The sequence below is a fragment of the Pseudoxanthomonas sp. genome (assembly GCF_035999195.1).
In the GTDB taxonomy this organism is placed as follows: domain Bacteria; phylum Pseudomonadota; class Gammaproteobacteria; order Xanthomonadales; family Xanthomonadaceae; genus Pseudoxanthomonas_A.
The window spans coordinates 1481133-1501625 of record NZ_DASYGY010000009.1; the positions used below are offsets into that span (position 1 = coordinate 1481133).

20 protein-coding genes and 1 pseudogene are annotated in these 20493 nt (G+C 66.2%); 6 read left to right on the plus strand and 15 right to left on the minus strand.

What is annotated here, in order from left to right; all coding sequences use genetic code 11:
* Nucleotides 1-34: 34 nt before the first annotated feature.
* From virB11 to VGN58_RS14040, 5 genes are read right to left on the minus strand one after another with little or no spacing between them, the layout of a single operon-like run.
* Nucleotides 35-1075 carry a P-type DNA transfer ATPase VirB11 gene (gene virB11, locus VGN58_RS14020; RefSeq protein WP_327483796.1) on the minus strand — a complete coding sequence of 347 codons (1041 nt, stop codon included), beginning with the start codon at nt 1073-1075 and terminating at the stop codon, nt 35-37.
* A gap of 12 nt (nt 1076-1087) precedes the next feature.
* On the minus strand, nt 1088-2293 hold the full coding sequence (locus VGN58_RS14025) for a TrbI/VirB10 family protein (protein ID WP_327483797.1): 1206 nt from the start codon (nt 2291-2293) through the stop codon (nt 1088-1090).
* Nucleotides 2290-3051 carry a TrbG/VirB9 family P-type conjugative transfer protein gene (locus tag VGN58_RS14030; protein ID WP_327483798.1) on the minus strand — a complete coding sequence of 254 codons (762 nt, stop codon included), beginning with the start codon at nt 3049-3051 and terminating at the stop codon, nt 2290-2292. The genes VGN58_RS14025 and VGN58_RS14030 overlap by 4 nt, the downstream gene beginning before the upstream one ends.
* Nucleotides 3048-3980 carry a type IV secretion system protein gene (locus tag VGN58_RS14035; protein WP_327483799.1) on the minus strand — a complete coding sequence of 311 codons (933 nt, stop codon included), beginning with the start codon at nt 3978-3980 and terminating at the stop codon, nt 3048-3050. The genes VGN58_RS14030 and VGN58_RS14035 overlap by 4 nt, the downstream gene beginning before the upstream one ends.
* A 15-nt stretch (nt 3981-3995) precedes the next feature.
* Nucleotides 3996-4412: a TcpQ domain-containing protein gene (locus tag VGN58_RS14040; protein WP_327483800.1), complete on the minus strand. Its 417-nt coding sequence runs from the start codon at nt 4410-4412 to the stop codon at nt 3996-3998.
* A gap of 674 nt (nt 4413-5086) precedes the next feature.
* On the opposite strand from VGN58_RS14040, the gene VGN58_RS14045 reads away from it, so the two are divergent.
* From VGN58_RS14045 to VGN58_RS14065, 5 genes and pseudogenes are all read left to right on the plus strand, one after another.
* Nucleotides 5087-5677, plus strand: coding sequence for a hypothetical protein (locus tag VGN58_RS14045; protein ID WP_327483801.1), 591 nt, complete (start codon nt 5087-5089; stop codon nt 5675-5677).
* A gap of 38 nt (nt 5678-5715) precedes the next feature.
* A pseudogene (locus VGN58_RS14050) lies at nt 5716-7386 on the plus strand (type IV secretory system conjugative DNA transfer family protein); the annotation flags it as partial.
* A 104-nt stretch (nt 7387-7490) separates the two neighbouring features.
* Nucleotides 7491-8477 carry a hypothetical protein gene (locus VGN58_RS14055; RefSeq protein WP_327483802.1) on the plus strand — a complete coding sequence of 329 codons (987 nt, stop codon included), beginning with the start codon at nt 7491-7493 and terminating at the stop codon, nt 8475-8477.
* A gap of 100 nt (nt 8478-8577) precedes the next feature.
* The gene (locus VGN58_RS14060) at nt 8578-9897 is read left to right on the plus strand and encodes a hypothetical protein (protein WP_327483803.1); all 1320 of its coding nucleotides are present in this window, start codon (nt 8578-8580) and stop codon (nt 9895-9897) included.
* A gap of 105 nt (nt 9898-10002) precedes the next feature.
* On the plus strand, nt 10003-10377 hold the full coding sequence (locus VGN58_RS14065; protein WP_327483804.1) for a zf-TFIIB domain-containing protein: 375 nt from the start codon (nt 10003-10005) through the stop codon (nt 10375-10377).
* A 57-nt stretch (nt 10378-10434) separates the two neighbouring features.
* On the opposite strand, the gene VGN58_RS14070 is transcribed toward VGN58_RS14065, so the two are convergent.
* From VGN58_RS14070 to VGN58_RS14115, 10 genes are all read right to left on the minus strand, one after another.
* Nucleotides 10435-11154, minus strand: coding sequence for an HAD-IB family phosphatase (locus VGN58_RS14070; RefSeq protein WP_327483805.1), 720 nt, complete (start codon nt 11152-11154; stop codon nt 10435-10437).
* The gene (gene trpC, locus VGN58_RS14075; protein ID WP_327483807.1) at nt 11151-11945 is read right to left on the minus strand and encodes an indole-3-glycerol phosphate synthase TrpC; all 795 of its coding nucleotides are present in this window, start codon (nt 11943-11945) and stop codon (nt 11151-11153) included. Before trpC ends, VGN58_RS14070 begins: the two co-directional genes overlap by 4 nt.
* A gap of 50 nt (nt 11946-11995) precedes the next feature.
* On the minus strand, nt 11996-12352 hold the full coding sequence (locus VGN58_RS14080) for an antibiotic biosynthesis monooxygenase (protein WP_327483808.1): 357 nt from the start codon (nt 12350-12352) through the stop codon (nt 11996-11998).
* 1 nt (nt 12353) lies between these two features.
* A complete protein-coding gene (trpD, locus tag VGN58_RS14085) occupies nt 12354-13400 on the minus strand; it encodes an anthranilate phosphoribosyltransferase (protein WP_327483809.1) in 1047 nt (348 codons plus the stop codon).
* Between the two features lie 90 nt (nt 13401-13490).
* Nucleotides 13491-14069, minus strand: coding sequence for an aminodeoxychorismate/anthranilate synthase component II (locus tag VGN58_RS14090; RefSeq protein WP_327483810.1), 579 nt, complete (start codon nt 14067-14069; stop codon nt 13491-13493).
* A gap of 3 nt (nt 14070-14072) precedes the next feature.
* Complete coding sequence (locus tag VGN58_RS14095) at nt 14073-15164, minus strand: threonine aldolase family protein (RefSeq protein ID WP_327483811.1); 1092 nt, start codon at nt 15162-15164, stop codon at nt 14073-14075.
* Nucleotides 15164-16636 carry an anthranilate synthase component I gene (gene trpE / locus VGN58_RS14100; RefSeq protein ID WP_327483812.1) on the minus strand — a complete coding sequence of 491 codons (1473 nt, stop codon included), beginning with the start codon at nt 16634-16636 and terminating at the stop codon, nt 15164-15166. The genes VGN58_RS14095 and trpE overlap by 1 nt, the downstream gene beginning before the upstream one ends.
* A gap of 299 nt (nt 16637-16935) precedes the next feature.
* Nucleotides 16936-17868 carry a lipid kinase YegS gene (gene yegS, locus VGN58_RS14105; RefSeq protein WP_327483813.1) on the minus strand — a complete coding sequence of 311 codons (933 nt, stop codon included), beginning with the start codon at nt 17866-17868 and terminating at the stop codon, nt 16936-16938.
* Nucleotides 17869-18208: 340 nt separating this feature from the next.
* Nucleotides 18209-18883, minus strand: a complete 675-nt coding sequence (gene rpe / locus VGN58_RS14110) for a ribulose-phosphate 3-epimerase (protein ID WP_327483814.1) — start codon at nt 18881-18883, stop codon at nt 18209-18211.
* Between the two features lie 8 nt (nt 18884-18891).
* Nucleotides 18892-19221, minus strand: a complete 330-nt coding sequence (locus tag VGN58_RS14115) for a J domain-containing protein (protein WP_327483815.1) — start codon at nt 19219-19221, stop codon at nt 18892-18894.
* Between the two features lie 199 nt (nt 19222-19420).
* On the opposite strand from VGN58_RS14115, the gene VGN58_RS14120 reads away from it, so the two are divergent.
* Nucleotides 19421-20347: a phosphoribosylaminoimidazolesuccinocarboxamide synthase gene (locus tag VGN58_RS14120; RefSeq protein WP_327483816.1), complete on the plus strand. Its 927-nt coding sequence runs from the start codon at nt 19421-19423 to the stop codon at nt 20345-20347.
* The last annotated feature ends 146 nt before the right edge of the window (nt 20348-20493 follow it).

The window sequence follows — 20493 nt, forward strand, 5'->3', positions numbered from 1 at the left end:
ACGAATGCGTGAGGATCATGTGTTTCCCTGCCTGTCAGGACGCGAGCGCGCGCGCGGGATCGAAATCGATGCCGGTGATGTAGCGTCGCCCCGCGTGCGCCTTGATGTGCACCACGATGTCGATGGTCATCTTCAGCAGGCGCTTGATCACCTCGAACTCCAGCCCAGCCCCCTCGGCCGAGGCCTTGACCATCAGCGCCAGCTGGTCCCAGGTCTGCGCCGTGCTGCCCGCATGGCAGCTGGTGATGGAGCCAGGGTGGCCCGAGGCGCAGTTGCGGATGAAGTAGAACGATTCGTCGCCGCGCAGCTCCGCCAGGATGATGCGGTCCGGCTTCATGCGCAGGCAGGCTTCCATGCAGTTCTTCGCCGTGATGTTGCTGGCGCTCTGGCCACCCTTGGAGTACAGCAGATGCACGACATTGGGCTGGCGGATGAACAGCTCGCGCGCATCCTCGATCGTCACCAGCCGCTCCTGGTCGGGAATGTGGTTGACCAGGGACTTCATGAAGGTGGTCTTGCCGCTGCCGGTGGCGCCCGCCACCACGATGTTCTTGTGGTAGAGCACCGCCTTGCGGAAGAACTCGGCGTAATGGCGGCTGCGGCGCAGCTCGAGCAGTTCCTGGTCGTGGTCGCCGAGCACCTGCTGTTGCTCGAGTATCTCGTCGAAGAAGCCGTCCTGCTCGTACTGCTCCAGCGACTTGCTGAACTTCGCCGGCAGGCGGATGGTGATGGACACCTTGCCGGCGTCGCAGGCCGGCGGGATGACGAACTGGGCACGCTGCCCGGTGGGGAACGTCAGCGACACCATCGGATCGATGTCGGTGATGCGCTGACCGGTATTGCTCTCGTTGACGACGGAGGTGCAGAACTGTCGGGCGCGCTCGAAGGTGAGCGTCGGCACATCGGCCTTCAGCCAGCCCTCGCGCGCCGTTTCCAGGTAGATCTCGCCCGGGCGGTTGATGCATATCTCGGTGACGTCGGAGGAATGCATATGCTCGCCGATGCCGAGCACCTGGTACTGGTAGTCCAGGAACTCGTTGGAGACGCGGGCAAGGGGCTCGTTCTGGGTGTCCATGCCGGCAGGCCGTCAGCGCATCACTGCGGAGAAGTCGACGTCGCGGGCGACATAGACGTTGACGATGGTGCCCTGGTTGATGGTCACCGTCGGCGGACGCGCCATGTTGCGGTCGAGCGCCATGTTGGCCAGTCGCTCCATGGTCCGCGCCGTGTTGCTCTCGTAGGGATTCTGGTAGATCGCGCCGTTGACAATGGCCGTCTCCTGTGGCCCGTTCTTCGCACCGGCGTACTTGAAGGCATCGCTGAGCATGCTGATCAGCAGTGCGGACGAAATTCGCTGCGCCCAGTGCGCGGAGTAATGGCCGGGATTGCCGGCCGCTCCCAGCATGTCCGTGCCGGGGCTGCGCATGTTCACATCCATGCCGGTGGGGGTGGTGATGCGGTCCCAGACGATGGCGGCGCGCTCGCCGATGATGGCGTCGGACGTGTAGCTGCCCATCACCTTGGAACCCCGCGGCAGCAGCAGCCGCTTGCCGTTGACCGAATAGACCGGCTCCGTGACCACGCACGACGTGTAGCCGGGCACATCGGTGATGACGCGCGACTCCAGCACGCAACGGATGTAGGTCCCCCGCAGCAGCAGCGTGTTGGGGTTGTAGAGAGGTTTGGCACTGGTCGTGTCGTCCGCCGGAGCCGTGCCCGCCGCGGGCGACTCCCCACCCGACTGCATCATCAGGCGCGTGTAATCGTCCGGCGACATCACACTAGGCACCGCATCGGTTTGTGCCGTTGAAGAACGGGCATTGCCGGCAAAATCCATCATCCGACGCTCCCTGAGCGTCAGTTCCATCCGCTCCATGGAGGGCGTGGAGGGAAACGCAGGGACGGGCGTTGGGGAGTACTCGCTGACCAACGGAAGCGGCGGCAACTCCGGCTCTGCGACGACTGCGGGTTGTTCCGGAGGGAGTTCGGGAAGATCCTTGGGAGCCGCAGGAATGACCAGTTGTTCGCTGCGGGAACTCGTCTGGACTTCGTCGCTCCCGTCCGACACGGCGCTACGGAATATCCAGAAAGCCACGAAAAGCAGCAACAGGACGATCCCCGCCAGGAACATCAATGCCTTGCGGTTGAGCCGCTGCACATCGGAGGAGCGCAGGTAGGGCGCATTGGCGTCAAGATCCGGATCGGCCGCCGGTGCCGCCCGCTGGTACGGGTTCTGCGGAACGACCCGTTCCGAGCCTTCTTCCGGATGGTCGTGTGGCGTCTGGGTCGTCATTCCGGGCTCCTGCGCAGGCCCACCACATTGTTGCCATGGCGGATGACCAAGTAGGGATAGGTGCCGTGCACGACAATGGTGTCGTCCTGTACGGTCGAGTTCACGACGAACTCGTCGCCGTCCTCGCTGTCGCGCGCGAACACGACGGGGAAGTTGCCGCTCGGGAACCGCGTGCGGTCGCCCATCCGGATGTACGTGAAGCGGCGGTCGTCGTACACCGTCGTCGGCACCAGCCAGGCCGGGCCGCGCTTGCGCTGGGCATACTCGTAATTGAAATGATAGGCCCGGTCCGACTGCACGTCCGTGCTCAGTTCGGCGTCGGGTTCCTGCGGCCGGACCGACATTCCAGCAAAACTCGTATCGCCGGGATAGGTGAAGGTGATGCGGTACTGCACGCCGGCGGCTCGTGCCTGGTCGAGCACGCGCCAGTCGGTGGCGACGACCTTCAACTCGAAGATGTAGGAATGCGCGGCGGTGCGCACCAGCAGGTTGGTGTCCACATCGACGTTCTTCGGCTTCAGGTAGAAGACGTTGCCGCGCCGGCTGATGTCCCAGCCACCGCTGAAGCCGGTGCTGAAGTCGAGGATCTCCTCATGGGGCGACAACTCGATCTGCGTGGTGATGCCCAGGCCAGTGCGGACCGGATACACCTTGTCGGGCGCATACGTGTACTCCTCGATCACCTGAGCCGCGGCAGGCATGGCTCCCAGCAGCAGGCCTGCGACGACCACACGCAGCAGGACATCCTTCAACCTCATCGTTGGGGTACTCCGGTTCCGGTCTGTGTCTCCGACTGCTCCGCGGGCAGCGGCGCCGTCGATACTTCGTTCTCGCCCTGCGTAGCCGAGGGATCCCCCGTTGCAGGGGCGGCGGCGCTGCCGGGAACGGCTGCCGTCACGGGATATGCGGGGACGGCGGGCGCCGCGGCGGGCGGCGCGGGGAACTCGCGCTCCGGCAACGCGGCAGAAGCGAAGTCGTCGTCCACGCGATAGTTGGTCACGCGGAAGCCCAGCGGGTTGAGCAGCCGGTCCTCTTCGTTCAGGCGCAGATCGGGGTTGTAGGTGAACTCCATGGTCGCGATCTTGCTGTCCAGCGGTTGCGAGGCACCGCGCCCCTTGTCGTACACGCTGCGCTGGAACCGCACCGTCGCGCCGGTCGGCCGGCGCCCGTCGCCGCCGCCTATCAGCACGATGCTCAGGATGCGCGTGCGTACCGCACGCCCACTGCCGTACAGACGGAACGGCCGGTCAGGATTGCTCTCCGCATGCAGCGCGGTGTAGGCCGGCGCGACCGCGGGCCCCGCCATCGACAGCGTGGTGCGCCAGTTACGCTGGCCGATCAAGCCCGAATCGTAGGATTCGCGTGCGAGTACGAACTGCGCGACGTTGCTCTTGTTGATGGCTTCCTCGGTCGTGACATCGCGATCCTGGAAGTTGCCCGACAGGCGCGCGACGCTCGCCGTGCCGGTGTAGGGATCGGCCATCACCAGGTACGGCACCTTCTCCTTGAGCGGAAGGAACAGGAAATAGCCGCCGGCCAGGATCAGCGACATCACGATGGCGGACCAGGCGACCAGCCATGCGCGCCGCTCGCTCTTGCGTGCGCGCTCGGCCAGCGTCAGCTCGAAGCTGACGCCCTGCGCCACCGCGCGATCGATATCGGGAGACGACGTCTTCTTCCTGAACATGCGCAGTCCGCCGCCCTATTCGTCCATTGCGGCCGCGGGGGCCACGCCGGCGACCGGCACCGATGCCTGGCTCACGATGATCCGCGGGCGTTCGACGACGATCTGTACGCCCTGCTCCGCATACGCGGCGGAAAGGGAAGCGGCTGCATCTTCCAGGCTGCTGGTGCGGATCTGCGCGACGGGTGCATGCAGGGTGTAGTCGTTGGGATGCAGGTAGGCCAGCGTCAGGCGCGCGTCCTTGGCCCACCGGTCCAGCATCGTCCTGAGCGTGCCATCCGCCGGCGACGCCTGATAGACATAGGCCTGCTGCAGCGGAATGGCCTGCGGAACCTCCGCGAAGCGATTCACCGGCCGCCAGCGCCCCTTTACGTCCGAGGCCTGCGGGGTGGCGCATCCCGCGAGCACGACCGGCACCATCACGAACAGCGACATCACCCTCTTGCGAAGAACGGCATTCCGGATCACGCATCCACCTTTCTGCAATCGTCGGCAACAGACATCCGATGCGCAGTCCCGGCAGGACGCGTCACGGCACTGATGAATGTCTCCGGGTGGCAATGCGCGCCCGCACGCGCCGGGAATCCACGATCTTCCCGTAGCGATCGCCTTGCGCAGCCACTGGCATGCGCACTGCCCCCTGTACTCGCATCCATGCGTTCCACTCTCCTGCGATGTCCATGCAGGCGTTCATGCACGCCGCACGTTGAATCCGCTTACTGCATCACGACAGTCGCGCCGAACATAGCCACGCGCTTTTGTGTCGTCAACAGAAACAAAAACGTAAATACATGTACGAGAGTATTCACCGACATAAACGAGATCTCGGAAACCCTATAAAACAAGGCATTTATTGCATTCGGATGAAAACCTGTATGCAGGTTCGATCATGAAGGTGAAGGCATTTGTGAAACACGGAAATGCGTCACACGCAATGTGAAAGTGATCTTCACCGCGGTGAACAATTCAGACGACGCGCTATATGCGTGGCACTCCCGGCGCACTCTCGGGAAAAACATCGACCAGCGGATCGGTGCTTGAAAGAAAAACATGTCTTGCAGCATGCTGGTGGAAAGGTGGCATCAACATCTCGCGTGACAAGGGACGCCATGGAACCGTCGAAGATGGAAGAGTTCGTCGCCAATGCGGCATTGCTGGCGGCGCACCTGACAGAGCAGTGCAACAAGGCCGCGAGCGCACAGCAGGCATCGGCGCAGGAACTCCAAGCGTCCGCCATCGTGGTCAGGAAGACGATCGAGGAAGGCAAGCGCGAGATGAGCGACCAGGCGCGCGCTGCCGTGCACGAGGCCCTGGCGCATGGGATTCCCGCCGCGACGCACAGCATCGGCGAAACGGCGACGCGACTGCGCCAGGTAGCCGACCACCTGCAGCGGGAGCAGGCGCAGTTGTCGCAGCGTGCGCGCTTCCTCGGCTGGAAATCGCTGGGCGTGCTGTCGGCGGCCTGCCTGCTGCTGGTGGCGGGCAGCGGATACGCGGCGTGGCACAACGTGCAGCGGGCCGATCGCGCCGCCGTGGACGCGGAGGTGCTGGAGGCCTTGCAGCAGGTGACCATCACATCCTGCGGCGGGCAGCCGTGCATCAAGCTGCAGGATGGCCTGCCACGGTGGCAGAAGAACGACCAGTACGTGCTGATCGACACGTCGGCAAAGCAGGACGCAGCGGCCGCCGGCGCGGACTGAGGCGCGGCATTCATCATGGAGCGACGACAGGGGGTCGTGTGGGCAATACACGTGGTGTGATCATCCTGGCGCTCGCCGGCCTGGCGGCCGTGGGCGCCCTCTACCTTTCCGGCTACCTGGCGCTGCTGTTCCTCGGCCTCGACGGCAGCCAGGTCGGATGGGGCACGTACGTCGACTATCTGAAGCATCTCGACCATCCGCGCGTGCAACCCTATGCGTGGCGCATCAAGGCCGCGGGCGCTGTCGGCGGCGGGCTGATGCTGATGGTATGGGTCGCACTGGCGGTGATGGTCTACAAGCTGCGCAGCTATCGGAACCTGCATGGTCGCGCGCGCTTCGCCCGCATGATCGACTTGGCCAGCAAGGGCTTCCTGTCCGGCAAGGACAACGGCATCGTGGTGGGCCGGATGAACGGCAAGCTGTTGCGCCTGCCGGGCCAGCAGTTCGTGATCCTGGCGGCGCCGACGCGCTCCGGCAAGGGCGTCGGCGTGGTCATCCCCAACCTTCTGGACTATCGCGAGTCGGCGGTGGTGCTGGACATCAAGCAGGAGAACTTCGACCTGACCTCAGGCTGGCGCCGATCGATCGGCCACGAGGTGTACCTGTTCAATCCGTTCGCCGAAGACCGCCGCACGCATCGCTGGAATCCGATGACCTACGTCTCGCCGGACCCGGCATTCCGGGTGTCCGACCTGCAGAGCATCGCCGCGATGCTGTATCCGGACGGCGACGACAAGGACAAGTTCTGGATCAGTCAGGCGCGCAACGCCTTCCTTGCGTTCACCCTGTACCTCTTCGAACGGCGCGACCACGACCGGAACGCGGAACTGCCCACGCTGGGCGCCGTGCTGCGGCTGGCGTCGGGCGATGGCGGCGAGCTCAAGCCGTATCTGCAGAGGCTGGTGGAGGCGCCCTTCCTCAGCGGTCAGGCGCGCACTGCGTTTGCCGGCCTGTTGTCGCAGGCCGACGTGACCTTCGCGTCCATCATCGGTTCCTTCCGGGAGCCGCTGAATCCCTGGCTGAACCCGGTGCTCGATGCGGCCACCAGCGCCGACGATTTCCGTCTGGACGACGTTCGCCGCAGGCGCATGACGATCTACGTGGGCATCCAGCCGAACAAGCTGGCCGAAAGCCGGCTGATCGTGAACCTGTTCTTCAGCCAGCTCATCAACGTCAACACCAAGGTGCTGCCGCAGAACGATCCGACGCTGAAGCACCAGTGCCTGCTGCTGATGGACGAGTTCACCGCCATCGGCCGTGTCGACATCATCGCCAAGGCGGTGGCCTACATGGCCGGCTACAACCTGCGCCTGTTACCGATCATACAGTCGATGGCGCAGCTGGACGCCGTCTACGGCAAGGAGCTGTCGCGCACCATCATCACCAACCACGCGCTGCAGATCATCTATGCGCCGCGCGAGCAGCAGGATGCCAACGACTACTCGGAAATGCTCGGCTACACCACCATCAAGCGCCGCGCCCGCACGCGCTCGCACGGCCAGGGCCGCAACGTGTCCGACAACGAGGTGCTGGAGAAGCGCGCCCTGATGCTGCCGCAGGAGCTGAAGGCGATGGGGCCGGAGAAGGAGATCGTGCTGTACGAAGGCCTCGCCCATCCCATCCTGTGCCGCAAGGTGCGCTACTACCAGGACAGTTACTTCACCAGGCGGCTGCTGCCGAAGGTCGAGGTGCAGCCGTTGCCACTTGAAGCATCGCACGCTCACAGGAATGACGTCCGCGTCCGGGTGGCCGATGACGAGCGCACCCGCGCGTCGCTGTCGGCGGGATGACCTCTATCGCCCCGATGCATCGCATGGAAACGTACGTGACCGTCACGGATGACAAGGTGGCCAGCACCGAGTCCGGGTTGAGATTCCGCTACGATGCGCTGCACGCGCTGCAGCTGCTTCGCGACCTGGCCATCGTCAACGAGCGCACCGTCCGCGAGCTGGGCCCCCTGCCGCCCGGTGGCGTGCCGGTGCAGGCCAAGCGCAAACCCCATCGCGTGCATCCGCCCGCATCCCTTGCCGTCCAGGATGATGAAATGAACCCACTCCAGCGGATCATGACCACCTCCACGTTGGTGGCAGGCGCGTTGGCAGCCTGCGGCGAAGCCCGCCCGTCCGGGAAGTTTCCGGAGCCTGCACCCGCGTCGGCAGCGACAGACTCCGCGCCAACGGCACCGACGCCGTCACCAACACCGGTCCTCTCTCCTCCCGAAACCGCATCGGCCGCGCCAACGGAACCTGGGACTGACGAAGCCACCGTCGAAATCGAACGCGGCCCGCCCATTCCATCCGCCACGCTCCGGAAGCAGGTACTGGCGCTGCTGGACGCCCTGCAGACGCTGGAAGACATGGAACACACGCATCTGGAGTCGATCTTCAAGGTCCGCCTGGTGAAGAACCCGAGGGTGCGCGATGGTTATGAGTACTTCGGCATCACGACCGAGGGATGGACTTATTACATAGAGACCGTCCGTCTGCATGCACTGAGCGATCCTCCGACGATCATGATCGCGCTCAGCAATGGCGTCGAGCCGTGGACCAACCAGAAAGCCACCTACTGCACGATGGATTTCGAGGAGCTTGCCAACGACATCGTCGCCCTGGGATACCAACGTGCAGCGACGCGCTCCACCACCGGCAACAAGCCTTCCTGGGGGTTTGGCCGAGACGTTCCGAAGCACCGGACGGGTTTCGGTGTAGGGGTCTACCTCTACTATCTGGATGAGGGCACCGAGGCGGAACGGGCGTGCGCCAGCTGGCTGCGAATCTCGGGAGGTCCGCGCAATGACTAGCTTGCCTCCACACTTGCAACGTCTGACCGATGGGCTTCCCGCGGACAAACGCCCCTGCATAGACGAAGCCATCGCTACCGCACCTTATCTCCAGGAGCGGATGACACAAGCCATCGAGGTGGGGCGACTCGAGCATATCCGCCTCACGCCCCCCGGCGCGAACGAGGGCGGGCATTACGACAGCAGCGAGAAGGCTGTCTACCTCAGCATGGATACCTTCACGAGGCCAGACCTGCAGGAGCGCCGGGATCGAATCGACGTCATCACCAGCACGCTGGGTCATGAAACAGGGCATGCCTTGAACGCGGTGGAGTCCAGAAAGACCCTGCATTTCGTCGCCGCCCAGATCACGGAGGAGATACGCGCCGCCGGCCCCGGGGGCAGCGCCGATGTGACGCCCCATTTTTCCCTGTACCAGCGCGCCGTCCGCCGCGACGAAGCGATCGCCGAAATCGAAGGCTGGAATGCGCTGGCCAGCCGCATTCAGTACACCAATGATGGTGAAATCTCGCGCGAAGAAATGCTGAGGCGTGCAGTTCCCACCACCGGATGCGTCGTGCGAGACAGCGCTGTCCCCCAACTCGCCCGCGGCATCATCCTCGACCAGGACATGCGCATGGCCGACACGCGCCTGCCCAAGGCCGGCTCCATCAATGTCGAACCGGTGGCGCAGTGCCATTTCGACCAATCCGCCAGAACGCTGGGGGCGCAGGGCAAGGCCGACTACCGCAACTATTACGGCGCCTATCTGATCGAACAGGTTGGCCAAGACACGGCACACTGGATCCGACCGCCGACGATCAAACTCGACATGGCCCGACTGGGGCTGGACCCCGCGCAACTGGAAAGCACCGGTCTCAATCTTGGCGGCCGGAATCTCGGCCTGATCGACACCAGCGACGGCCAACGGCTCATCACCCTGCGTCATTCGGACGATGGCCGGAAGCAGAGTCCCGACAGCACCGCCGCGGCGCATGACCGAGAAGTGCGGGACGACGAATGGATTTCCCGTCGCGCACGCTCCGGGGATGACACTGTCCTCCAAGGCGGGGAACCGGTAACCGCTTCCGCCACGCCGACCACGCCCCGCGATCCGACCCACCCGCAGCACGCTCTCTACGACGCCCTGAAGCGGCATCTGCCCGACTACACCAGCGAAGCCCGCCTGTCGCAGTTCACCGAGGCCTGCCACACGGCGGGCATCACGTCGCGCAGCCTGGCGACGATCCAGGTCGAAGGCACACAGGCGCACTTTTCAACGCGGGAAGGCTGGCCACGTGTCGAGCTCGACCTGGAGCAGGCGCCTGTCGCAAGACCTACCGACCTGCCGCGTCGCGACATGCCTGCCGCGCCGCCGCCGGAGCGTGGCATGCCGCCCCACGCCGCGCCGCCCCCGCATTCGCAGGGACCCGCGCACTGACGACAGGCCGCCGCGCGGCGAAGGACCCGAGGCACCACCCCATTGACCGGATCGCGGCGGCGCCCTACAACAGGCGCCACGCTTTCCCATGTCGCAGGCTCCCGCATGCAATGCCCCAAGTGCCAAGGCACGATGGAACGGATCACGGTTCCGCAAGCCCACGTCCATCGCTGCACGCAGTGCAAGGGACTGTGGTTCGAGATGGTGGATCACGAAACGCTGAAGGATCACGCGGAAGAGATCGATGTCGGCGACCCGACGCTGGGCGAGCAGTACAACCGGATCGACCGGATCACCTGCCCGGCCTGCATCGGCGACCGCCCCCTGATCCGCATGGTGGATCCCTTGCAGCCGCATATCTGGTTCGAGAGTTGCAAGGGTTGCTACGGCCGCTTCTACGACGCGGGCGAATACCGGGATTTCGCGGAGATCGAACTCTCCGATCTGGTCAAGGACTGGAACGCGCCGGAACGGATCTGACGCATACCGCACGGCGCTTGATCGCGGAAGGCGTACGACGGCGGGCCTGGGCCCGCCCTACGCGCTGGCGCCGCCGCGATCCTTGCAGCCCCAGTTGAGGATCGGCGTGCCCGGCGGCAGGACGCGACGGAACATCGCCACCCGCGTAGTCTTCGGGTTCACGACGACGGGCGCGCGCGCCGCCTTCAGCAACGGCAGATCGGCACTGCTGTCCGAATACGCCACGGCGACCTCGCCGTAACCGCGCTCGCGCAGCATGCGCATTTTCTCTTCGTTGTGGCAGTGGCGCGTGGCCACCACCGCGCCCAGGCGCGGACCCACGGCGGTGCCGATGACCGGCACATCCTCGTGGGCGACGAAGCTCAGGATCGCACGTGCCAGTTCCGGCGGCGCGCCGGTCGCCACCACCACGTTGTCGCCGCGCGCACGATGCTCGCGGAACACCTCCAGCGCGTGAGGCAACAGGCGCTGCTGCACGTCCTCGCGATGACCCGCCACGTACTGATCGATCAGCGCATCGAAACTGCGCCGGCCGTGCAGGCCGAAGGTGCCGATCCAGATGTAACCGGAAATGCCGCGTCGCCGGGTCGGCAGGAACGCCACCATCGGCCCGAGAATGACCGACGCCGCCGCCGCGACCGCGAGGCGCAGGGGGTTGCGCCGGATCAGCCACTTGACCAGATGGCCGCCGGAATCGCCGTCGTAGAGTGTGTGATCGAAATCGAAGACGACCACCGGGGCATCAGCGCGCGGCGTCGGATAGGGAGCGTCCGTCATGCCGCGAAGAATAGCTGACGCAGCGCTTCGCCGGGTTCCTCGGCGCGCATGAACGTCTCGCCGACCAGGAAGGCGTTCACTCCCGCGGCGCGCATCGTCGCCACATCGTCGGGCACCACGATCCCGCTCTCGGTCACCAGCAGGCGATCCTTCGGCACGGCGTCCTTCATTTCCAGCGTGGCCTGCAGCGAGACCTCGAACGTGCGCAGGTTGCGGTTGTTGATGCCGACCAGCGGCACCGGTACCTGCAGCGCACGCTCCAGTTCGTCGATGTCGTGCACTTCCACCAGCACGTCCATGCCCAGTTGCATGGCCAGGCCGGACAGGTCGACCAGCTGGCCGTCGTCCAATGCGGCCACGATCAGCAATATGCAGTCCGCGCCGAGCACGCGCGCCTCGTACACCTGGTAAGGATCCACCGTGAAATCCTTGCGCAGCACCGGCAGCGTGCAGGCTTCGCGCGCCTGCTTGAGGTACTCATCCGAACCCTGGAAGAAGTCCACGTCGGTCAGCACCGACAGGCAGGCCGCGCCGCCGAACTCGTAGCTCACCGCGATGTCGGCGGGACGGAAATCCGGTCGGATCACGCCCTTGGACGGACTGGCCTTCTTGACCTCGGCGATCACCGCCGGGTCGCCCTGCGCGATCATCGCGTTGAGCGCGTCGGCGAAGCCGCGCGTGGGCAGCGTATCGGCCGCGCGCGCGCGCAGGTCGGCCAGCGGCACGCGGGCGCTGCGTTCGGCGATCTCGTCCGCCTTGCGGGCGAGGATGGTGGTCAGGATGTCGCTCATGGGGCCCTTCCGGCCGGCGGTGTCGTCCGCGCGGGGCGGTATTCTCGCATTTATCCGCGGGGTGACGCCGCGCGGTCCCAGCCGTAGGCCCGTTCCACCTTCGCTACCCGCAGCTCGAAGTGGTCGTACCAGTCCCGCCGTCCCTGTTCGCGCGCCGCCGCATGCTCGGCATGCTGGCGCCAGGCAAGGATCGCGGCCTCGCTCTCCCAGTACGCCACGGTGATGCCGAAGCCATCCGCACCGCGCGCGGCTTCCATGCCCAGGAAGCCCGGCTGCTGCGCGGCCAGTTCGACCATGCGCTCGGCCATCGCGCCGTAGCCGGCATCGTCGTGCGTATTGCGCTGCGAGGAAAAGATCACCGCGTAATACGGCGGCTTGGGGAGTACCGCGAATCCGTCTCCCGCCATGTCATGCCCCCGCGTTCTGACGGCCCAGCGCCTGCGTCGTGGCCACGAACTGCTGCAGCCTCTCCAGCGCCTTGCCGCTGGCAATCGCCTCACGCGAGCGGGCGATGCCATCCTCGATGCTCTCTGCCACACCGGCCACGTACAGCGCCGCACCAGCGTTCAGCACCACGATCTCGCGTGCCGGACCCGGCCGGTTGTCCAGCACGCCCAACAGCATGGCCTTCGATTCGGCCGCATCGGCGACGCGCAGGTTGCGGCTGGCGGCCATCGCGATGCCGAAATCCTCGGGGTGCAGTTCGTACTCTCGCACCTGCCCGTCGCGCAGTTCGCCGACCAGCGTGCCGGCGCCCAGCGACAACTCGTCCATGCCGTCGCGCCCCCACACCACCAGCGCACGCTCCGCACCCAGTTCCTGCAGTACGCGCGCCTGGATGCCGACGAGGTCCGGGTGGAACACGCCCATCAGGATGCTCGGCGCACCGGCCGGATTGGTCAGCGGGCCCAGGATATTGAAGATGGTACGCACGCCCATCTCGCGTCGCACCGGTGCGACGACCTTCATGGCCGGATGATGGACCGGGGCGAACATGAAGCCGATGCCCGACTGCGCGATCGACTGAGCCACCTGCTCCGGCTGCAGTTCGATGTTCACCCCGAGCGCTTCCAGCACGTCGGCGCTGCCGGACTTCGACGACACGCTGCGGTTGCCGTGCTTGGCGATCCGCGCGCCGGCCGCCGCCGCGACGAACATCGAGCAGGTGGAGATGTTGAAGGTGTGCGAGCCGTCGCCGCCGGTGCCGACGATATCGACCAGGTGCGTGCGCTCGGCGACATCGACGATGCGTGAGAACTCCCGCATCACCGTGGCGGCGCCCGCGATCTCACCGACGGTCTCCTTCTTCACGCGCAGGCCGGTCAGGATGGCGGCTGTCATCGTCGGCGACACGTCGCCACGCATGATCTGGCGCATCAGGTCGACCATCTCGTCGTGGAAGATTTCGCGATGCTCGATGGTGCGTTGCAGGGCTTCTTGGGGGGTCAGTGGCATATTCAGTTACTCGTGGGAGCGACGTGAGTCGCGACCTGGCTGGCTGGACTCGTCGGTTCGCGACTCACGTCGCTCCCACGCGCATCGGTCTCATCGTTCCAGGAAATTCTTCAGCAGCGCATGGCCATGTTCGGTCAGGATCGACTCAGGATGGAACTGCACGCCTTCCACCGGGAACTCGCGATGGCGCAGCCCCATGATTTCCTCGAAGCTGCCGTCGTCGTTCTCGGTCCAGGCGGTGACCTCCAGCGCGTCCGGCAGACTGCTGCGCTCGACCACCAGCGAGTGGTAGCGTGTGGCCTCATAGGCGTCCGGCAGGCCGGCGAACACGCCCTTGCCTTCGTGGCGGATCCGCGACGTCTTGCCGTGCATGATGCGGCCGGCGCGGATGACATTGCCGCCATACGCCTGGCCGATGCTCTGGTGGCCCAGGCAGACACCGAGGATCGGCGTGTTCGCGCCCAGCCGCTCGATGATCCCGAGCGACACGCCGGCCTCGTTCGGCGTGCACGGGCCGGGCGAGATGACGATGCGCTCGGGCGCCAGCCTGGCGATCTCGTCCACCGTCATCGCATCATTGCGCACCACCTTCACCTCGGCCCCCAGCGACTGCAGGTACTGCACGAGGTTGTAGGTGAAGCTGTCGTAGTTGTCGATCATTAGCAGCATCGCTCAGGCTCCTTGTGCCTGCGAGGCGGCCGCAGCGGCTCGACCCTCGGTATAAATCGCGGAGAACGTCACGGCGAACGCCTCGATGGTGGATTCCGGTGTCGCCCACGACGTCATCAGTCGGATCACGGTGGTGCCATCGCCGCGCCGTTCCCAGGTCTCGAACTCGACCTGCTGTTGCAGACGCTCCACGATCGCGTCGGGCAGCACCGGGAACACCTGGTTGCTGGGCGAATCCACCGCCAGCGGCACACCGGTCTGTTGCAGGACGTCGCGCAAACGTTGCGCCATGACGTTCGCATGCGTCGCCAGCACGAAATACAGCCCGTCTTCGAACAGGGCCTCGAACTGCGCACCGACCACCATGCCCTTGGCCAGCATCGCGCCGCGCTGCTTGATGACGTGGCGGAAATCGGCGCGCAGCATCGGGGTGACGATCACCAGCGCCTCGCCCAGCAGCGCGCCGTTCTTGGTGCCGCCGATGTAGAACGCGTCCGCTTCCGCCGCCAGCAGAGCCAGGTCCACATCGTTGCCCGGCGTGGTCAGCGCGGAGCCCAGGCGCGCGCCGTCCACGTAGAGCAGCAGGTCGCGAGCACGGCAGAACGCACCCAATGCCTGCAGCTCCGCCGCGTTGTAGACGGTGCCCCATTCGGTGGTGTTGGAGATGTAGACCAGCCGCGGCTTCACCATGTGCTCGCTGTGGTGGCCCTCTAGGCACGGCAGGATCAGCTCGGGGCTCAGCTTGCCGTCCGTCGTGGCGACCGTCAGCACCTTGTGGCCACTGGCCTCGATGGCGCCGGTCTCGTGCGTGGCGATGTGGCCGCTGGCCGGTGCGATCACCGCTTCGTGCGGGCGCAGGAAGGCCGCGAGCGCGACCAGGTTGGTCTGCGTGCCGCCGGCGAGGAAATGCACGTCGGCGTCCCGGGCGAGACGGTCGCGAATCAGCGCGGCGGCGCGGACACAGTGCGCATCCAGCCCGTAGCCGCGATTGATTTCCGCGCTCGCCACGGCCAGCGCCTGCAGCAGGCGCGGATGCGCACCCTCGCTGTAGTCGTTGCGCAGGCTGATCCGGGCGCCCTCGGTGGCGATCTCCATCACAGCCCCTTCGCCGCTTCGGCCACGGCACGGAACAGCGCGCGGCCCTTGTTCATCGTCTCGTCCCATTCCTTCTCGGGATCGGAGTCGTAGACGATGCCGGCACCGGCCTGCACGTGCAGGCGGCCGTCCTTGATGACGGCGGTACGGATGGCGATGGCGGTGTCGGCATCGCCGTGCCAACCGATGTAGCCGATGCTGCCGGCATACACATTGCGCTTGATCGGCTCGAGTTCACGGATCACTTCCAGCGCGCGGATCTTCGGCGCGCCACTGACGGTGCCGGCGGGGAACGTCGCACGCAGCACGTCCGCATAACTCAGGCCCGGCAGCAGCGTGCCGGTGACCTCGCTGACGATGTGCATGACGTGGCTGTAGCGCTCGATGACGAACTGCTCACCCACCTGCACCGTGCCGGCCTCCGACACACGACCGGTGTCGTTGCGGCCCAGGTCGATCAGCATCAGGTGCTCGGCACGCTCCTTCGGATCGGCCAGCAGTTCGGCTTCCAGCGCGATGTCTTCATCGTGCGTCTTCCCGCGCGGGCGGGTGCCAGCGATCGGACGCACGGTGACCTCGCCCTGCTCCAGGCGCACCAGGATCTCCGGCGACGAGCCCACCACCTGCACATCGCCCACGTCCAGGAAGTACATGTACGGCGAAGGATTCAGTGCGCGCAGCGCGCGATACACATCCACCGGCCGCGCATTGAACGGCACGCTCAGGCGCTGGCTCAGCACCACCTGGAAGATGTCGCCGGCGCGGATGTATTCCTTCGACTGCTCGACCGCCGCGATGAAACCGTCGTGGGTGAAGCCGGAGACGAAGTGGCTCTCGTCCAGCACGTCGCGGGTGATCGGCGTCGGGTACGAACCGGGCTGGCGCAATTTGGTCGTCAGCGCGTCCAGTCGCGCCTGCGCCTGTTCCCAGGCATCGGGTTCGCGCGGATCGGCGTGGACGATCAGGTACAGCCGCCCCTTGAGGTTGTCGAACACGGCCACTTCTTCCGACAGCATCAGCAGGATGTCGGGCGTGCCGAGTTCGTCGGGCTTGTCGCCGGTCGCCAGCCGCGGCTCGATGTAGCCGATGCATTCGAAGCCGAACCAGCCGACCAGGCCGCCGGTGAATCCGGGCAGGCCCTCAAGCTTGGGCACCGCATAGGCGGCGCGCAGCGCCTCGACTTCGGCGAACGGATCCGCGACCTCGCGCGTCTCGACCAGCTGGCCGTGGTCGTGGACCTGCAGCGTGTGCCCACGGAAGGTCGCCACGCGGCGCACCGGCAGGCCGATGATGGAATAGCGGCCGAAGCGTTCGCCGCCTTCCACCGACTCGAACAGGTAGGTGTGCGGCGCGTCGGCGAGTTTCAGGTAGACCGAAAGTGGCGTGTCCAGGTCGGACAGCACTTCACGGACGACGGGGATGCGGTTGAAACCTTCAGCAGCGTACTGCTGGAACTGGGCGTGCGAGATCAAGCGGGCTTTCCTTCCGGGACACGGTGGCGGTACGGGCGACGGCTAGGGGCCACCATCGCCAGCCACGGCGTGCGGAAACGTTGGAAAGCGGGAGCGCGGGATGGGACACGGGCGTACTTTACCCGAGGCATCGGTCCGACGACCACTGGGGAAACCACAAACCACCGCCGACATCCCCGCGGCCTTCGACAGACGCACGTCGGGTCGGATGGGGGCCCGGTGACTTGATGCCGCTCAAGTGCGAAGTCGCTGGATTCCCGCCTTCGCGGGAATGACGAGGGAGCGTTTTCGGCGCTTTCCTAAGGTTGCAGACGCAACGGACAGGCCACCGGCAGGTGCATGCGGACCCGGCCGGGGACGCACTCGATGCGGAAACGGCGGGACTGCAAGGGCTCGCCGTCCAGATTGAGGGTCAGCGGCTGGTCGGCCTCCAGTTCGACCCACGGCAGCCGCACGCGGGTGGCGACGCGGTCCAGCGCGGCGTGCTTGCCATCCTTCACCAGCGTGCCGAGGGTGGCCGCCACCTCGCCGGACAGCTCCGGCACGAGGGTCAGGTCCAGCACACCATCGTCGACCAGCGCATCCGGGCAGAGCGCCTGCCCGCCGCCGGCCTGGCGACCGTTGCCGATGCCCAGGGCGATGAAATCGCCCTGCCAGTCGAACTCCGGGCCGCGCACACGGGCGCTCATGGGCTCGATGCGCCCCAGCCGGGCGATGCCGGTGATCAGGTAGGCCAGGCCACCGAGCATCTTCTTCAGGCCCTCGTCGGTTTCCACCGTCACCTCGGTGCCGAAACCGCCGCTGGCCAGGTTGGCGCACCAGTGCGATCCGTCGCCGGTGTCGATGCGCAGCAGGTCCATCGGGACGGCGACGACCTCGCGGACCAGCCGCAACGCGGGCAACGCCTCATCCGGAATGCCGGCCGCGGTGGCGAAATCGTTGGCGGTGCCCAGCGGCACCAGACCGAGCGATGGCAGCGCGGCGGCGGACTCATCGCGGTGGGCGAGCGTGGTGGCCACTTCGCTCAGCGTGCCGTCGCCACCGGCGGCGATGACCGTATCCACGCCGTCGACGATCGCCTCGGCCACGTAGCGCTCGGCATCGCCGTCCTCCCAGGTCACGCGCACGTCGAGCGCGATGCCCTCTTCGCGCAGGGCATGGACCGCGTCGCGCAGGTCGTCATCGCCGGCGGATTTTCCGTTGAGGATCAGGCGCCAGCGGGGTGTGGTCATAAAGTGTTCCTGGGGACGCGTGAGCATAGCCGCTCTCCTGTAGGAGCGACGTGAGTCGCGACCGCACGCCGCGACCGCCAGCGCCTGAATCTAGCTGGAAATCGTCGGAATGAGGACGTGCGGTCGCGACTCACGTCGCTCCTACAAACGCAAAGCAGTTGTCACGCCCCCGTCACAGACGCCACGTAACGTGGAACGCCATAGCAGGGACGACGGGCGGAGGCAGGATCAGCCTCCAATTTTCCGGGGCGGTGGCGCAGGCCATCGCCCTTTTCATGTGGAGCCGAGCTTGCCCGGCTGCTCGCACGGCAAGCGGAGCAAGCTCCGCTCTACGCATCGATCAACCGCGCACCTCGGCGACGGCCTGGCGCATGCGATCGATCACGTCCTTGTAGTCCGGCGCATTGAAGATCGCCGAGCCGGCGACGAACGCGTCCGCACCGGCGGCCGCGATCTGGCCGATGTTGTCGGCCTTCACGCCGCCGTCGATCTCCAGCCGGATGTCCTTGCCGGTCTTGTCGATCATCGCGCGCACCGCGCGCAGCTTGTCCAGCGCCGACGGGATGAAAGCCTGCCCGCCGAAGCCGGGGTTCACCGACATCAGCAGCACCAGGTCGAGTTCCGGCAGCACCCAGTCCAGCACCTCGACCGGCGTGCCGGGGTTGAGCACCAGGCCGGCCTTGCAGCCCGATGACTTGATGAGCTGGATCGTGCGGTGCACGTGCTTCGAGGCTTCCGGATGGAAGCTGATGATGCTGGCGCCGGCCTCGGCGAAGTCGGGAATGATGCGGTCCACCGGCTCCACCATCAGGTGTACGTCGATCGGCGCGGTGACGCCGTGCTTGCGCAGCGCGCTGCACACCAGGGGGCCGATGGTCAGGTTGGGCACGTAATGGTTGTCCATCACGTCGAAGTGCACCCAGTCGGCACCGGCCTTCAGTACGTGGTCGACCTCCTCGCCCAGGCGGGCGAAATCGGCGGACAGGATGGACGGGGCGATGATGCAGTTCGGCATGGACGGGCTCAGTTGCGCTTGCGCAGGGTCTTGATGCGGTCGTAGGCGGCGTTGATCTCGCCGGCCTTCCGTTCGGCCTGGCGGCGCAGGTCTTCCGCCGCGCCGGCCATCTTGTCGGGGTGGTACTGCGAGATCAGCCGGCGATAGGCCTGGTCGATTTCCGCATCGCTGGCGTCGCTGGTCAGGCCGAGCGTGCGATACGGGTTGTCGCGGCTGAGCTTGAACCAGTCCTCGTCGAAGGCGTGGCCGATGATCAGGCCGACCAGGCCGCCCAGCGGGTGGCGCATCAGCAGCCAGCCGGCCACGAATCCCAGCAGTTTTCCGTACCAGCGCTTCATCCGGCCCGCCTTCTCCGACAAGGCGGGCATTTTACGGCACATGGCGCCCCCGAGCCCGTACACTACGCGGCCCGGTCCGGTACCCGGCCCCGCTGCAGCGGGTAGACGGCCGCCCCGGGGCCTCGGGCGCACGGCCTGCCGCACGCCCGCACGACGCTGTACCGCCTCGCTGGTTTCCGGAACTCCCCAAGGAGTGTTTGTGCCCACGACGTTGCTGCAATCCGATCTGCCCGGCCTCACCCTGCGCCATCGCGGCAAGGTCCGCGACGTGTTCGACCTGCCCCGCGACCGCCTGCCCGCCGATGCGCCGGAAGGCGATTTCCTGTTGATGGTGGCCACCGATCGGCTGTCCGCGTTCGACGTGGTGCTGCCCGACCCGATTCCCGGCAAGGGCGAGATGCTCTGCCAGATCTCCAATTTCTGGTTCGCCAAGACGGCGCACCTGATGCCGAACCACCTGACCGGCATCGACGTGGCCCGCGTGCTGCCGGCCGGCGTGGACGCGTCGCCGTACGCCAGGCGCGCGGTGGTGACGAAGAAGCTCAAGCCCGTGCCGGTGGAAGCCATCGCCCGCGGCTACCTGATCGGCAGCGGCTGGAAGGACTACCAGCGTACGGGCAAGGTCAGCGGCATCGAGTTGCCCGATGGCCTGCGCCAGGCCGAGAAGCTGGCAGAACCGATCTTCACGCCGTCGACGAAAGCCGCCGTGGGCGACCACGACGAGAACATCGACTTCGACGCCATGGTCAAGACCGTGGGCGCCGAACTGGCCGAGCGCGTGCGCGACGCCACCCTGCGCATCTACCGCTTCGCCGCCGACTTCGCCGCCGAGCGCGGCATCCTGCTGGCCGACACCAAGTTCGAGTTCGGCACGGATGAGGATGGTCGCCTCTACATCATGGACGAGATGCTGACGCCGGATTCCTCGCGCTACTGGCCTGCCGACGAGTACGAGGTCGGCACCAGTCCGCCGAGCTACGACAAGCAGTTCGTGCGCGACTATCTGGAGACCCTGGACTGGGACAAGACGGCACCCGGCCCGTCGTTGCCGGCGGAGGTCATCGAGCGCACGCGTGCCAAATACGCCGAAGCGCTGCAGAAGCTGGCCGGCATCACCGTCGACTGACCGCATGCAGCTTTGTAGGAGCGGGCCATGCCCGCGATGCTTCTGCTCGCGGTGGTCGAAGAGCATCGCGGGCATGGCCCGCTCCTACAAGGCCGGCCTCGCCCTCCCCCCCTGCGATGTTGCGATGGCCGGCCCGGCAACCCCCT